12 protein-coding genes are annotated in these 14107 nt (G+C 71.0%); 8 read left to right on the forward strand and 4 right to left on the reverse strand.

Annotation, left to right across the window (positions count from 1 at the left end; all coding sequences use genetic code 11):
* Positions 1-61: 61 nt before the first annotated feature.
* The 6 genes from I2487_RS01385 to I2487_RS01410 all read left to right on the forward strand — a co-directional run bounded on the left by I2487_RS01385 (position 62) and on the right by I2487_RS01410 (position 7499).
* On the forward strand, positions 62-1432 hold the full coding sequence (locus I2487_RS01385) for a glycosyltransferase family 4 protein (protein ID WP_207170712.1): 1371 nt from the start codon (positions 62-64) through the stop codon (positions 1430-1432).
* Complete coding sequence (locus tag I2487_RS01390; RefSeq protein WP_207170711.1) at positions 1429-2700, forward strand: glycosyltransferase family 4 protein; 1272 nt, start codon at positions 1429-1431, stop codon at positions 2698-2700. The genes I2487_RS01385 and I2487_RS01390 overlap by 4 nt, the downstream gene beginning before the upstream one ends.
* Positions 2697-4673: an ABC transporter ATP-binding protein gene (locus I2487_RS01395; RefSeq protein ID WP_207170710.1), complete on the forward strand. Its 1977-nt coding sequence runs from the start codon at positions 2697-2699 to the stop codon at positions 4671-4673. Before I2487_RS01390 ends, I2487_RS01395 begins: the two co-directional genes overlap by 4 nt.
* Positions 4670-5854: a phosphotransferase family protein gene (locus I2487_RS01400; RefSeq protein ID WP_207172995.1), complete on the forward strand. Its 1185-nt coding sequence runs from the start codon at positions 4670-4672 to the stop codon at positions 5852-5854. The genes I2487_RS01395 and I2487_RS01400 overlap by 4 nt, the downstream gene beginning before the upstream one ends.
* Positions 5851-6930 (forward strand): phosphotransferase family protein, encoded by a 1080-nt coding sequence (locus I2487_RS01405; protein ID WP_207170702.1) that lies wholly within the window; start codon positions 5851-5853, stop codon positions 6928-6930. Before I2487_RS01400 ends, I2487_RS01405 begins: the two co-directional genes overlap by 4 nt.
* Positions 6931-7034: 104 nt before the next feature.
* A complete protein-coding gene (locus tag I2487_RS01410) occupies positions 7035-7499 on the forward strand; it encodes a hypothetical protein (RefSeq protein ID WP_207170701.1) in 465 nt (154 codons plus the stop codon).
* Between the two features lie 37 nt (positions 7500-7536).
* On the opposite strand, the gene I2487_RS01415 is transcribed toward I2487_RS01410, so the two are convergent.
* The gene (locus tag I2487_RS01415) at positions 7537-8196 is read right to left on the reverse strand and encodes a response regulator transcription factor (RefSeq protein ID WP_207170700.1); all 660 of its coding nucleotides are present in this window, start codon (positions 8194-8196) and stop codon (positions 7537-7539) included.
* Positions 8193-9812, reverse strand: a complete 1620-nt coding sequence (locus tag I2487_RS01420; protein ID WP_255545841.1) for a sensor histidine kinase — start codon at positions 9810-9812, stop codon at positions 8193-8195. The genes I2487_RS01415 and I2487_RS01420 overlap by 4 nt, the downstream gene beginning before the upstream one ends.
* A gap of 84 nt (positions 9813-9896) precedes the next feature.
* On the opposite strand from I2487_RS01420, the gene I2487_RS01425 reads away from it, so the two are divergent.
* Positions 9897-11219, forward strand: coding sequence for a phosphotransferase family protein (locus I2487_RS01425; protein ID WP_207170699.1), 1323 nt, complete (start codon positions 9897-9899; stop codon positions 11217-11219).
* On the opposite strand, the gene I2487_RS01430 is transcribed toward I2487_RS01425, so the two are convergent.
* A complete protein-coding gene (locus I2487_RS01430; protein WP_207170698.1) occupies positions 11194-11646 on the reverse strand; it encodes a hypothetical protein in 453 nt (150 codons plus the stop codon). The two genes, I2487_RS01425 and I2487_RS01430, sit on opposite strands and share 26 nt — an antisense overlap.
* Before the next feature lie 419 nt (positions 11647-12065).
* On the opposite strand from I2487_RS01430, the gene I2487_RS01435 reads away from it, so the two are divergent.
* The gene (locus I2487_RS01435) at positions 12066-12314 is read left to right on the forward strand and encodes a WhiB family transcriptional regulator (RefSeq protein ID WP_036474112.1); all 249 of its coding nucleotides are present in this window, start codon (positions 12066-12068) and stop codon (positions 12312-12314) included.
* Positions 12315-12318: 4 nt separating this feature from the next.
* On the opposite strand, the gene I2487_RS15360 is transcribed toward I2487_RS01435, so the two are convergent.
* Positions 12319-14082 (reverse strand): GAF domain-containing sensor histidine kinase, encoded by a 1764-nt coding sequence (locus tag I2487_RS15360; RefSeq protein WP_255545843.1) that lies wholly within the window; start codon positions 14080-14082, stop codon positions 12319-12321.
* Positions 14083-14107: the final 25 nt, after the last annotated feature.

Here is a 14107-nt window from a genome sequence, read left to right on the forward strand (position 1 = left end):
GCGCCGCGCTGCGCCGCCACTCCCCTGACACCCCCAGCCACCGAAGCGAGGTCCGACTCTCATGTCCACTGATCCCACCGTCGAGAAGACCCATGCCCCGCACCCCGACCAGTCCGACGCCACGTCCCCGGCGCCGGACGGTCCCGTGGTCGGATATGTGCTGAAGATGTATCCCCGCTTCTCGGAGACCTTCATCGTCTCGGAGATCCTGGCCCGGGAAGCCGCCGGCGAGCGGATCGTGATCTTCTCGCTGCGGCCGAGCACCGATGCCCGCTTCCACCCGGAGCTGGCCCGGGTGAAGGCCCCGGTGATCCAGGTGCCGCGCAGCTCCACCTCCTCGAAGCTGTGGACCCAGCTGGTCCTGGCCGCCGAGTGCCCCGCCCTGGCGTCCGGGCTGCAGCGCAGCCTCCCGGAGCTGTTGGCCGCCGGCCACGACGACGCCCAGCAGGCTGTGGGTCTGGCCTACGCGGCGCAGCAGGCCGGGGTCACCCACCTGCACGCGCACTTCGCCTCGATCGCGACGACCGTGGCCCGGCTGGCGGGTCTCATCAGCGGCCTGCCGTATTCGTTCACCGCCCACGCCAAGGACATCTTCCACCAGGATGTGGACGAGCGTGAGCTCGAGGCGAAGCTGGCCGAGGCGCACCACGCGATCACGATCTCCGGCTACAACCTCGATGACCTGCGCGCCCGATTCCCGGCCGCCACACAGCGACTGCATCTGGTCCGCAACGGGCTGGAGCTCTCCCGCTTCCCGTTCACCCCGAACCTCGGGGCTCGGCCCGCAGCAGACCCGGCGGCCGGCGGCGGCGTCGAGATCACTCCGCGTCCCGCCCGGCTGCTGGGCATCGGACGGCTGGTGGAGAAGAAGGGCTTCCATCTGCTCATCGAGGCGGTCGCCAGGCTGCGCGCAGAAGGTCTGGACGTGGAGGCCGACATCGCCGGGGACGGACCCCTGACGGCCCAGCTCCAGGAACAGATCGACGACGCCGGGCTGCGCTCCGCCGTGCGCCTGCTGGGGCCCTGCACCCAGCAGGAGGTCAGTGAGCTGCTGGGCTCGCATGACGTCTTCGTGGCCCCGTTCGTGATCGGGGCCGACGGGAACGCCGACGGGCTGCCCACCGTGCTGCTGGAGGCCATGGCGCGCGGCATCCGCTGCGTGGCCGCGGAGGTCACCGCCGTGGGCGAGGTGATCCGCAACGGTGAGACCGGGTGGCTGGTGCCCACCGGTGACGTCGAGGCCCTGACCGCGGCGGTGGCCGAGGCGATCACCGCCGACCCGAGACACCTGCCCATGCTCGAGGCCGCGCGCACCCTGATCGAGCAGCGCTTCGACTCCGCGGCCCAGGCACGTCGGCTCCATGGCCTGGTCCGCGATCCAGGAGCCCCTGCGGCTCAGTCCCGGCTCGCAGCGGTGGAGGAGTCGGTATGAGGATCGGATACCTGCTCGCTGACCCCGGCATCGGGATCTTCGGCTCCAAGGGTGCCAGCGTGCACGCTCAGGAGATGATCCGCGCCTTCCGGGCGCTCGGCCACGAGGTCACCGTGTTCTGCACCAAGCGCGGGGACAGACACGATGACCCCGCCACCGCCTCGGTCCCCGCCGATCTCGCAGACCTGCCGGTCTTCGTGGTCCCGGTCTCCGGGGTCAAGGGGGCGGCCGCCCGGGAGATCGCCGTCGGCCGGGCCGCCGCCAGGATGGCCGATCTCTGCGTCGAGGGCCGTTTCGACCTGCTCTACGAGCGCTATTCCCTGTTCTCCACCGCCGGCGTCGAGGCCCGAGGGCGCAGCACCGCCCGGCTGGTGGTCGAGGTCAATGCTCCGCTGCTCACCGAGCAGCAGCGGCACCGCAGCCTCCACGATCTGGCATCGGCGGAACGGTCCACCCGCGAGACCTTCGGCCAGGCCGATCTGCTCTCCTGCGTCTCCACGCCGGTCGCGGACTGGGCACGCGGGATGCTCCCCGCAGATGCCCTCCAGGCGACTCCCACGGTGCGGGTCACCCCCAACGCGGTGGATCCCGCGCGATTCTGCGCCCGCCGCCCCGACTCCCCAGTCACAGCCGGGGAGACGCACCAGCGGCCCACCGTGACCATCGGCTTTCTCGGGACCCTGAAGCCGTGGCACGGCACCGACGTGCTGCTGCGCGCCTTCGCCGAGGTTCTGGAGCACCAGCGTTCCCGGGTGCCCGCCCACGAGTCTCCCCGGCCGGACCTGCGGCTGCAGATCATCGGCGGCGGACCGGAGCGGGAGAACCTCGAGGCCCTCGGCGCCGAGCTGGGCCTCGGTGCCCGCGTCCAGTTCAGCGGACCGGTCTCCCCGGCGCAGGTGCCACAGCTGCTGGCTGGCCTGGACATCGCAGCAGCCCCCTACCCCGCTCCCGGTGAGCCGGAGGACCACTACTTCTCCCCGTTGAAGGTCTACGAGTACCTCGCCGCCGGGGTGCCGGTGATCGCCTCCGGGCTCGGTGAGCTGCCGGTGCTGCTCGAAGGCGATTCGGCGGAGGCCTGCGGCGAGACGGTGACCCCCGGCGACCCGGACGCGCTCGCGGCAGCGCTGATCCGGCTGGTCGAGGATCCCCATCGGCGCGCCAGGATGGGCGCAGCCGGGCGCAGCCTCGTGGAGGACAGACACAGCTGGATGCAGCGCGCCCAGGACCTGCTCGAGGAGCTGCCAGTCCTGGAGGTGACCCGAGGATGAGTCGACGAACCGATGCCAAGTCCTCCCGGACGATGCACCGTCGCGGGGTCATGCGCACGCTGCGCATGGTGCTGCCGCACCTGGGTGAGCACAAGCTCCTGATCACCCTCGGGCTGCTGGCCCTGATGGGCGACGTCGCGTTCCGGGTGCTCGAGCCGTGGCCGGTGAAGTTCGCCGTGGACGCCGTGTCCGAGGCGTTGGGAGCACGTGTGGAGGAGACCATCGACTCCAGCCACAACGTGGAGGGGATGATCATCTTCTGGGCGTTCGCGCTGGCGCTGATCGTCGGCGGCCGGGCGGTGTGCAACTACGTCTCGACCATCGCCTTCGCCAAGACCGGGGTCAAGGTCGCGGCGAGGCTGCGCAGCCGAGTCTTCGACCACATCCAGTCGCTGTCGCTGCGATACCACTCCAAGGCCTCCATCGGTGACACCTCCCAGCGTCTGGTCGGGGACATGGGCCGGCTCCAGGAGGTCGCCGTGACCGCGGGGCTTCCCATGATCGGGAACCTGCTCACCCTGGTGACGCTGCTGATCGTGGTGCTCATTCTGAACCCGCTGCTCGCGCTGATCGTGCTCCTCACCGGGGCCGGATACCTGCTCTCCAGCAGGGTGCTGACTCCGAAGATCACCTCGGCCTCCCGCTCCACCCGCAAGGGTGAGGGTCAGCTGGTCGGTGATGCCGCCGAGGCGCTGGGCGCGATTCGCGTGGTGCAGTCATACGGCCTGGAGGAGACCGTGGCCTCGGGCTTCGCCGCCGGCAACGCCAAGGCGCTCAAGGCCGGGATCCGAGCCCGGAAGCTCGCCGCACGCCTGGAGCGCTCCACCGATCTGCTGGTCGGCATCGCAACCGCCGTGGTGCTGGGCTTCGGAGGCTGGCAGGTGCTCCAGGGGCTCATGACGCCCGGGGACATGGTGCTGTTCCTGCTCTACCTGAAGATCGCGATGAAGCCGCTGCGCGATACCGCGAAGTACACCGGCAGGATCGCGCGCGCCACGGCCTCCGGCGAGCGCATCGCGGATCTTCTCGACGAGGAGATCGAGATCCAGGATCCGAAGGATCCGCTGCCACTGGGACGCGCCTCCGGGGAGCTGACCTTCTGGAACATCAGCGCGAACGACCACCGCGGCACGCCGCTGTTCGAGAAGCTGAACCTGAGCATCCCGGCGGGCCAGCGCGTGGGGCTGCTGGGGCCCTCCGGTGCCGGGAAGTCCACTCTGGCCGGGTTCCTGCTGCGCCTCGCCGATCCAGACTCCGGGTCCGTGCTGGTGGACGGGTACTCGGCGCGCAACGTCACCCGCGCCGACCTGCGGCGCAACATCGCGATCCTGCTCCAGGAGTCGGTGCTCTTCAGCACCTCGGTGCGGGAGAACATCCGGTACGGCCGGCAGGACGCCACCGACGCCGAGGTCGAGGAGGCGGCCCGACGGGCCGGCGCCCACGACTTCATCATGGCACTGCCCGAGGGGTATGAGACCGAACTCGGCAACCGCGGGGACACGCTCTCCGGCGGCCAGCGTCAGCGCGTGGCGATCGCCCGAGCCCTGGTCCGCGACGCGCCGATCGTGCTACTCGACGAGCCCACCACGGGTCTGGATCCCGCCTCACGCGGGGTGGTGGAGAACTCGATCCGCGAACTCACCCGTGGCCGCACCACCGTGGCGATCACCCACGACCTGAGCATGATCCAGGGTCTGGACCGGGTGCTCTGGCTCGAGGCCGGACGCATCCACGAGGACGGAACCCCGACGGAGCTGCTCGCAGACCCCAGCTCGCGGCTGGCGCAGTGGGCGAGCGCCCAGCGCAGCGCGGCAGACTCCGGGACCGGGAGTGAGAAGGCCGGGAGCGAGAGAGCCGGGGAGCAGGGGCCGACCGAGGGCGCTGCGTGGATCGAGGACCCAGGCCCGCTCGACGACCCCGTGGCCACCACGACGTCGGGGTCGGCAGACCGGGCAGAGCAGGTGAGTCGATGAGTCAGACGCAGACCGAGTGGACCGCGGCCGATGAGGCTGCGGCCCAGGCCGCAGGCATCCCGGGAGCCCGCACCCTGTTGGACTCCGGTGCGCTCTCGACGCTGCTGGACCAGCCGGCCAGCATCACCCGGGTCCGGATCAAGACCGGGCATTCGGTGGTCGCCGCCTTCACCACGGACGACGCCGAACCGGGCTGGGCGATGCTCACCGTCGACCAGGACAAGCTCACCAAAGCTCGCCAGCGAGCCGCCGACACCGAAGGCGCTGCGCGATTCCGCGTGTACTCGGAGCACCCGCCGCATCTGTTCAGCGGAAGCCTCTGGGCCGATCCCGTGCTGGGCAAGGACCTGAGGGAGGCACGCCAGGCGATGGACGGCATGAGCGCCGCCGAGCTGCCCTGGAAGATCCTGCGTTACAACCCCAGACGCCGGGTCGTGGCGGCCGTGCCGCCCACCGGTGTCGGACACGGCGAGAAGATTCTGCGGGTCGCCGCCAGGGGCACCGCCCATGCCCAGGCGACGGCGCAGCGCTGGCGAGACCTCGGCCTCCCGCTGGTGCGCAGCACCCCGGTGGGCGGTCGCGGGACCGCCACGAGCGCGCCGCTGTGGGGCTGGGAAGACCTCAGCGGCGCGCCCTACGGTCCGGCCGCGACCACTGCGGGGGCGGCCCTGGGTCGGCTGCACCAGCAGACCGCCGGGTCGCGGCGGGACCGGCTCCCGCTGCGACTGAGCAGCTCAGCGAACGCCGTCGCCGCCCACGCCCCGTGGCTCGCCGATGCTGCCTGGGGCCTCGCCGACCGGGTGCGCGCCGCGATCGACGCGCTGCCCCCGACGCCGGGTTCCGAGCTGCACGGCGACCTCTCCCCCGACCAGGTGGTGATGGCCACGCCGGAGAGTCACAAGATCCGACTCATCGACTTCGACCGCTCCGGCGTCGGCGACCCGATGCGGGATCTGGGCAGCTGGAGCGCCTCCTGCCGCAGGCTGGGACTCGACCCCCTGATCAGCGCGTTTCTCCAGGGATACTCCGGGCACGGGATCCCCGACCTGCGTCGGATCGCTGTCTGGGAGGCCTATGCCCAGCTGAGCTCCGCCACTGATCCGTTCCGGCACCGCGAACCCGAATGGGCCGACCGCATGTGCACCACCCTGAGCCTGGGCGAGGAGGCCCTGAGACGATGACCACGCTCCCGACGACGAAGCGCCCGCTGCCACCGGCAGTGCTCACCGAAGACGGCCGCTCGCTGCCCGTCACCCGGGCCTGGCCCAGTCCCCATCACCCCGAGCTCAGCCTGGAGTGCCAGGACGCCGATCAACGTCGCGCGGGAAGCTGGGACGGCGAGCGCGCCCGCCTGCAGCCGCTGGGCGTCGACCCCCGGCTGGGCGACCTGCAGGAGCTCTCCCGCGACGGCGTCGTCGTCTCGCACCGGCCCGGCAAGCGCGCCGTGGTGCGACGCGAGGACCAGTTCATCAAAGTGGTGCGGCGCGGTCGCGCCGGAGACGTCCTGGACGGGATCGAGCGAGCCGGCACCTTCGCCGCGCACTTCCGCACCCCCGAGGTGCTGGCGCACACCAGGTCCACCGTGACCTTCGGCGCGCTGGAGGGGGCGAGCCTGCACCACCCGGGGGCCCTGGGGACCCGGCAGTGGCAACGGGCCTGGGCCGAGGTGCTCGATGCCTGGTCCCGGGCGGTCGCCTCCCCCGCGGCGACCGCCCCCGGCAGCGCCGGCCCAGACGATCCCGGCACCCCGGAACACACGGCGCAGCACGAGATCCAGGTGCTGACGCACTGGGCCGGGCTCGCCGCCCCCTATGTCAGCGCCACAGAAGAGCTGCGACGCGGCGTCGAGCGGGTGAGCCGACAGCTGGCCGGACTGCCGCAGGTGCCGCTGCGTCCGGCCCACCGCGACCTGCACGACAAGCAGCTGCTCTGGAGCCCGCAGCACGGACCCGGCCTGCTCGATGTGGACACCGCGTGTCTGGCCGATCCGGCTCTGGACCTGGGCAATCTGCGGGCCCATGCCCTTCTGCGGCGACTGCAGGGGATCTGGGAGCCCGCCGCGTCGATCACCGTGCTCCGCGGGATCGACGCGATGGCCGCGCGGCTGGAGATCCCCGACGAGTCGCTGGCCGTCTATGAGCGGGCCGCCGTGCTGCGTCTGGGGTGCGTCTATGCCGTGCGGCCGGCCTACCTCGACGTCGCGGCCGCGATGCGGGGCGCCGCGGCGCAGGTGTCGTGGAGCACCGGAGGAAGATGAGAGTCTTCTCATCCTGGTCTCACCGGCTGCTCACCTGCGCACCGGATGATGGAAGATGAGATGAGGAACGGGAGAGCACCGTCGAGCAGAGAGGACCTCACGTCATGGACAGGCAGACAGGCTGGATCATCACCGGGGCCCTGAGCATCGCGGCGCTCAGCGGCACCGTGGCAGTGGCCGAGCTCAGCGGTCCCGACCAGACGCAGGACCTGGGCGGCGCCCTGGAGGTGACCGGCGAGAGCGAGCCCGCCTCCTCCACCGATTCCGCCGCCGGGGATGAGGGCAGCGACGGCTCTGCCTCGTCAGCGACCTCTGCCCCGTCGCCGGGGCCCGAAGAGTCGGCCTCGGTCGAGGAGTCCGCGCCCGGGAGCCCCACGGCTGTCACTCCGGCGCCGCCGTCGAGCTACCAGCAGCCACCGCTGCAGTCGGCGTCCTCCTGGTCCCCGGTCAGTCCGCCCACCCCCGAGAGCTGGTCCCCGGTCACACCGGCCAGCTGGTCACCGGCCACGGCCGCGAGCTGGTCAGCCGCCTCCGCGGCGAGCTGGTCGGCGCCCTCGGCGCCCAGCTGAGTCCGGCTCCGCGAGCCGCCTGGCGGCGGAGGCCGGCTCAGACGTCGAGCCGGTACCCGACTCCGCGCACGGTCTGGATCGCCGCGGCGCCGATCTTCGCACGCAGGTAGCGCACGTAGACGTCGACCAGGTTGGACCCGGGATCGAAGCTGTAGCCCCAGACCCGTTCGAGCAGCTGCTCGCGGGAGAGCACCTGGCCCGGATGCCGCATGAAGGTCTCGGCCAGGGCGAACTCTCGGGAGGACAGATCGTGCTGCTTCTGCCCCACGGTGATCCGCCGTCCATGCAGATCCAGTACGAGCGCGCCCGCGGTCAGCGTGGTCGGCTCCTCGGCAGAGCCTCCGCGCAGCCGCAGCCGGATCCGGGCCAGCAGCTCGTCGATGCTGAACGGCTTCGACATGTAGTCATCCGCTCCCGACTCAAGTCCGGCCACGGTGTCGGCCGGGGTGCTGCGGGCGGTCAGGATGATCACCGGCGCGGAGAAGCCCTGCCCGCGCAGCCGACCCAGCAGCCGCAGCCCATCCTCGTCGGGCAGACCGAGATCCAGGACCGCGAGGTCCACCGAGTTGTTCCGCGCGTACTCGAACCCCTCCGATGCCGTGGCGCCGCGCAGCACGGCGTACCCGGCCGCGCGCAGACCCTTCTCTACGAAGGACGCGATCCGGTCCTCATCCTCGATGAGCAGAATCTGGGTCATCCATGGCTCCTTGTCTCGATCGGCTCCGGCGGCGGCGCGGCTGCGCCGTCGTCCTCGGGTGCGGCCTCGGCATCCCCTCCGAGCTCCTGGGCGGCAGCGGTGTTGTGCTCCAGCGGGATGACCACGGTGAAGCGTGCCCCGACTCCGGGCGCGGAGTCCAGGTCCACCCGACCGCCGTGGGCGGCTGCGATCGCGGCCACGATCGGCAGTCCCAGCCCGGACCCCGGCTTGGTGGCGTCGGTGCGCCCGAAGCGCTCGAAGATGCGGTGCTGATCCTGCGCCGCGATCCCCTCGCCCTGATCCCGGACGAAGAGGCGCAGCTCCGCGGCGCTGCGCGCTGACCCCAGCGCAATCACCGATCCCGGCGCGGAGAACTTCACCGCGTTGGCCGCCAGCTGAAGCCAGGCCTGGGTGAGCCGCTCCCGGTCCACCCAGCCGGCGGCCTCGGCGCGGGACTCCACGATCCATCGGCGCGGCCCCAGGGCCAGCGCCTTGTCATAGACCTCATCGGTCAGGGTGCCGATGTCGGTGGGGGCGCGCTGGAGGAAGTCCGGCCGGCCGGCCTGCGCCAGGGTGGTGAGATCGTCGATCACGCGGTTCATCCGGCTGAGCTCATCAAGGGTCAGCTCCCGGGTGGAGGTGACGTCCTCGCGGTCACCGACGTCGAGGACCTCCAAGTGTCCGCGCACGATGGTCAGCGGGGTGCGCAGCTCGTGGCTCACGTCGTGGATCAGCTGGTCCTGCGCCTGGAAGGACTCCTGGAGCCGGTCGAGCATCTCGTTGACCGATTTGGTCATCTCGGCCAGATCGTCCTTGCCCGTCACCGGGATCCGCTCGGAGAGGTCCTCGCGGCCGATGTGCCGCGCCGAGGAGGCCAGCACACCGACCGGGTGCAGCAGCCGGCCGGCGATCGCGCCGCCGACCATGGCCACCACACCCAGGGACAGCAGCGCCACCGCCGCGTAGATGAGGAAACCCTCGGCGAACACGCGCTTCTCCGCAGCGATGTCATAGGCCATGACCAGCGCCCCCACCTGCGGCTCCTCCGCGGCGGAGTCCGCGGCCTCGGCGGCGAGGCCTCCCTGGACCGGCACGATCGCCGCGCGGTAGCTCGTGGTCTCGGTCTCGACGGTCACCACCGTGGCCCGGTCGCCGAGCGCATGCGGCTCCAGGGCGCGCATCAGCTGCCGATCCTCCTCCAGCCGCACCGGCGTCACCGGGGAGGTGTAGGCCACCTGTCCATCGACCAGACCCACGATGCCCTCGTTGCGGGTGGGGATGATCCGCTCCATCGCGGTGCGCACCAGCTCCTCCGGGGAGCTGAACGGCTCGCCGGTGGAGGGGTCCACCCCGACCTCGTGCAGCACCCGGAACTGTTCGGCGTCGGCCGCCAGCTCGGCGTCGATCCGGCCTTCGATCTGTGCCTGCTGTATGGCGAAGGCGGTGTAGCCAGAGACCGCGAGCGCCAACGCCGCGAGACCGATGACGGCGGTAAGGATCCGCGCCCGCACGTTCAGCCGGCCCGAACGCCAGGCGCGGGGCAGGCCGCGCCGCGGGACCGGGGCCTCGGCGGACTCCGGGCCTGAGTCGGCAGCGGGCTGGTGTGAGTGGCGCATCACGTTCAGTTTCTCATTCAGTCCCGCCGCAAGCGGCGCTCCGCCGATGAGAGTTCTTTCATCTGGGTGCGGCAGGATGGCGGCATGGCTGAGCATGAGCTGCGCGGGGATCTGCTGGGGGTGCTTCGCGGCCCCGAGGCCGAGACCCTGCTGCGGCAGTCCCTGGAGACCTCCGGCATGAGGATGCGCGGCTGGGAGCTGGAGCAGATCCACCCCCGGTCCGGCGCCGAGGTCTCGGCGCGCTACCGGGTGCGGTGCGCGGTGCCTGACGCTGATGCAGGGGCCCGGCCGCCCGGGCAGCCCGATCCCACCGACCCCATCGAGCTCGCCCGCCTGGGCGAGTCCGCCGAGCTGACCATCGTGGCCAGCACCGTGGAGCTGACCCCGCAGCAGCGCTCCCACATGGGTGCGGTCCGGGCTGACTCCTCTCAGGGCACGGTGCACCTGTGGGTGCATCCGGTGGACCCGGAGCTGCCGGGCCTCCTCGTGGTGGAACGTCCCGCCGCCGGCGGAGAGGGTCACCACGCCACCGAGCTGGAGTCGCGACTCGGCCGGGTGCTCGGCGAGCAGTGCCGGCTGCAGAGCCTCCAGATGCTGGTGCTGCGCCCGCTGCGCCGCGCCGTCTACCGCGCGGTGGTGGTCTCGGCCCGGGGCCAGCGCGCGGTCTACCTGAAGGTGGTCAGACCCGCCCGGGCCCAGCAGCTGCTGGCGCGCCACGGCTGTTCCGAGCTGATCCCCGCCGTTGCCGATGCCGGGGACGGAATTCTGGTGCTCGACCAGGCCCCGGGGCTGGCGCTGACCAGTCTCCTCTACCGGCCCACCGCCCCAGCCGACGTCGTCCTGCCCGATCCTCAGGTGCTGATCTCCGCACTGGAGACGCTGCGCCCAGGGACCCTCGGGATGCCGCCCCGGGTGCCGCCGGCACAGCGGCTCGACGCCCTGGCGGCCTCCGCCGTCGCAGCCGGCGCCGATCGGCACCGAGTCCAGCAGCTTCGCGGTCGGATCGGCTCAGGACTGCGCGAGAGACCGGGACCGGTGGTGCCCACGCACGGGGACTTCCACCCGGCGAACCTGTTCCTGGACCAGACGGGTCGGCACCCGACCGGTCTCATCGATGCCGACACGGTGGGGCCGGGATACCGGGTCGATGACCTCGCCACGATGCTCGGGCATCTGCTGACGCTGCCGAGCTTCGACGCCCAGGGGTATGCGGCCGTGCCGGAGTTCGCGCGGCGCTTCCACGTGCACGCTCTGCTCCACGCGGACCGTCAGGACCTCGGTGCGCGGACTGCTGCGGTGCTGCTCTCGCTGCTGCCGGGTGCACACAGCGCCGATCAGCGTGAACACCACCTGCACTGGGCGGAGACGCTGCTGGGGCGGTTCAGTCCTGAGGATCCGCCTCGCTGAGCCAGACCTGGGTGGGCCGGATGAAGAGCAGCACCAGCGCCACGGCGGCGGGCACCAGGAAGGCGAGCCCGATCAGGCTGGCGCCTCCGGAGAAGAAGCTGAAGGAGAGCACCACGATCAGGAGCTGCAACACCATCGCGGGGGTGCGGGCGCCCTGGACCCCGAGGAAGATTCTGAAGCCGAGCACCACCAGGATCAGTCCGAAGAGCACATAGAGCACCACCAGGGCGATCTGGCCCGCTGTGTCGAGCACCTGGGGCGGGGAGGCCACGGCGCTGGCGATGGTGCTGAAGGCCACGGCCAGGCCTTGGACGAAGAGGATCAGAAAGATCACCCACACGGCCAGCGGACGGGGTCGCGCCTGGACGAAGCGGCGCGGCGGCCGAGGGGCGTTGAAATCCGGCTGGACGGAGTCTTCTGGGGCCATAGCTCCATTGAACCACCCGGGGGCCGCGGGCAGGACCGCAGCCCTCACTCCGCCGGTTTCCTAAGCCAACCCGCTGACCTGGAGCTTCTCCGAAGCCTGAGAATTCTGTGACAAAGTACACACTGTTTCGCGGCCATTTCCGTAGTGCGAACTCTTGTTTGCCAGCAGTTAACATGCCAGCCTTGATTGCGTACTTATTCGGGATGGCAGGAAACCTCACCCGAGGCCTGGAACCGTACAGCAGTCCAGGCACTGCGGATCGTCAGAACCGTGGAACATTCTGTCGCCTGGAAGCGGATGAGACTCCGTGGAGACTCATGCACGAGCACCTCATAGCGGGGCTCGGTCGTGGACTTGCCGCTGAATGCCCAATGACCCGAACATCGGCGCCCACGAGGCGCCCTAGGAGTAGTGATCCCATGGATTGGCGCAGCCGAGCAGCCTGCCTGGACAAGGACCCTGAGCTTTTCTTCCCCGTCGGCAACACCGGACCGGCCCTGCTTCAGATCGAAGAGGCCAAGAGCGTCTGCCGCAGATGTCCCGTGATGGACACCTGCCTGCAGTGGGCGCTGGAGACCGGTCAGGACTCAGGTGTCTGGGGCGGGATGAGCGAGGACGAGCGCCGGGCGCTCAAGCGTCGGGCCGCGCGCGCTCGCCGCGCCTCCTGAGGCCTCACCCTCCAGTCTTCATCGACGCGGCGAGGATCGGCGCACGGAGCTTCACCCGTGTCCCGGCCCTCGCCGTTTCTGTGCCCGGCTCTGGGTCGGACCCGCCCTCGGCGCCGGTCCCGGCACCGCCCTGGGTCCCGCCCTCGGCCGGTCCGCTCGCGGTCTCCCATTCGATGGATCCGGAGAGCTCTCCGCGGACCAGGGTGCGCACGATCTGCAGCCCCAGGCCGGGTTCCCATTCCTGCTCTGGCAGCCCCACGCCGTCGTCGGTGAGCTCCAGCTCCAGGCGCTGACGTCCGGCGGCGTCGGAATGGCGCTGCACGCTCATGCTCACGTGCAGCTCCCGGCGCGCGGGATCCGGGCCGAAGCCGTGCTCCACCGCGTTGGCGACGATCTCGGTGATCACCAGCGCCAGCGGGGTGACCATATCGGGGGGAAGCTGCCCGAAGCTGCCCTCCAGCGCGGTGATCACCTGCCGGTCCGACTGCGCCATCTCCGCGGCCAGGCGGAGCTGGCGGCGCATCAGCTCATCGACGTCCACCGTCTCTTCGAGTCCCTTGGAGAGCGAGTCGTGGACCATCGCGATGGTCTCCACCCGGCGCATCGCCCGACGCAGGCCCTCCCGACCCTCCTGCGAGTCCATCCGTCGCGACTGCATCCGCAGCAGCGCCGAGACGGTCTGCAGGTTGTTCTTCACCCGATGATGGATCTCCTTGATCGTGGCGTCCTTGCTCATCAGCTGCTTGTCCCGGCGGCGCAGCTCCGTCACATCGCGGCAGAGCACCAGCGCGGCGAAGCGCTCTCCGCCGCGGGCCTCGCGCGCGCCGCGGCTCGAGGTCGGCGGCGCAGGCGCCGCAGCGGTATGCGCGAAGGTCGGCACGGAGGACGCGAAGTCATCCCCGTTGTCGAAGCAGCCCAGGTCAGAGGGCATCACCCCGGTCATCATGGAGGCGCGGGAGGGCGCGCAGAGCGGGATCGAGCGCAGCGTCACCGCGGCCCCGTGGGCCTCCAGCTCGGCCCGCATCGCGCGTCGCCCGGTGAGCATCATCGGCCGAGACTCATCCACGGCCACCCCGGTGGCGCGCTGCAGCTCGGACCCGATGCCGGCCAGCGAGCGTCCTTCCAGGGTGTCCGAGACGCCCAGGCGCAGCAGCGCCGAGACCGCATTGGGCGAAGCGAAGGTGATCCGGCCCTCGACGTCGAGGCGCAGCAGCCCGTCGCCCACCCGTGGGGCTCCGCCGTAGCCGGTGAACTCCTGGCTCGCGTCGGGCCAGCGTCCTTCGGCCACCATGACCAGCAGATCCTCGGCGCAGCGCCGGTAGGTCAGCTCCAGCCGGGAGGGGCTGCGCATCGCGGCCACCGCGAAATGCAGCGTGATCACCCCGACCGTGCGACCGCGATGGATCAGCGGGATGGCCTGGACCCGCATCCGCGCCGGGGAGGGCTGACCCTGGTCCGAGGAGTTCGTCTCCACCTGGGAGGTCCAGGCCCGCTCCACCATCGGTTTGAGATCGGCCCGGATCCGGTCCCCGACCACGTCCCGGTGGATCAGGGTCTGCGTGGTCGAGGGGCGAGCCTGCGCGAGTGCGATGAAGGACCGCTCCTCCGAGGAGAGGAACCCCTCCTCGGTGTGTGGGAACCACAGCACCACGTCGGAGAACGCCAGGTCCGAGAGCAGCTGCCAGTCCCCCACCAGGGCATGCAGCCACTCCACGTCATCCTTGGAGAGGTGACGGTGCCCGACGAGCGGGTCCTGGAAGACGGCCATCTCAGGGCTCCTCGGTGCAGGCGGC

This window comes from Nesterenkonia sp. E16_10 (genome assembly GCF_017347085.1).
Lineage (GTDB): Bacteria > Actinomycetota > Actinomycetes > Actinomycetales > Micrococcaceae > Nesterenkonia.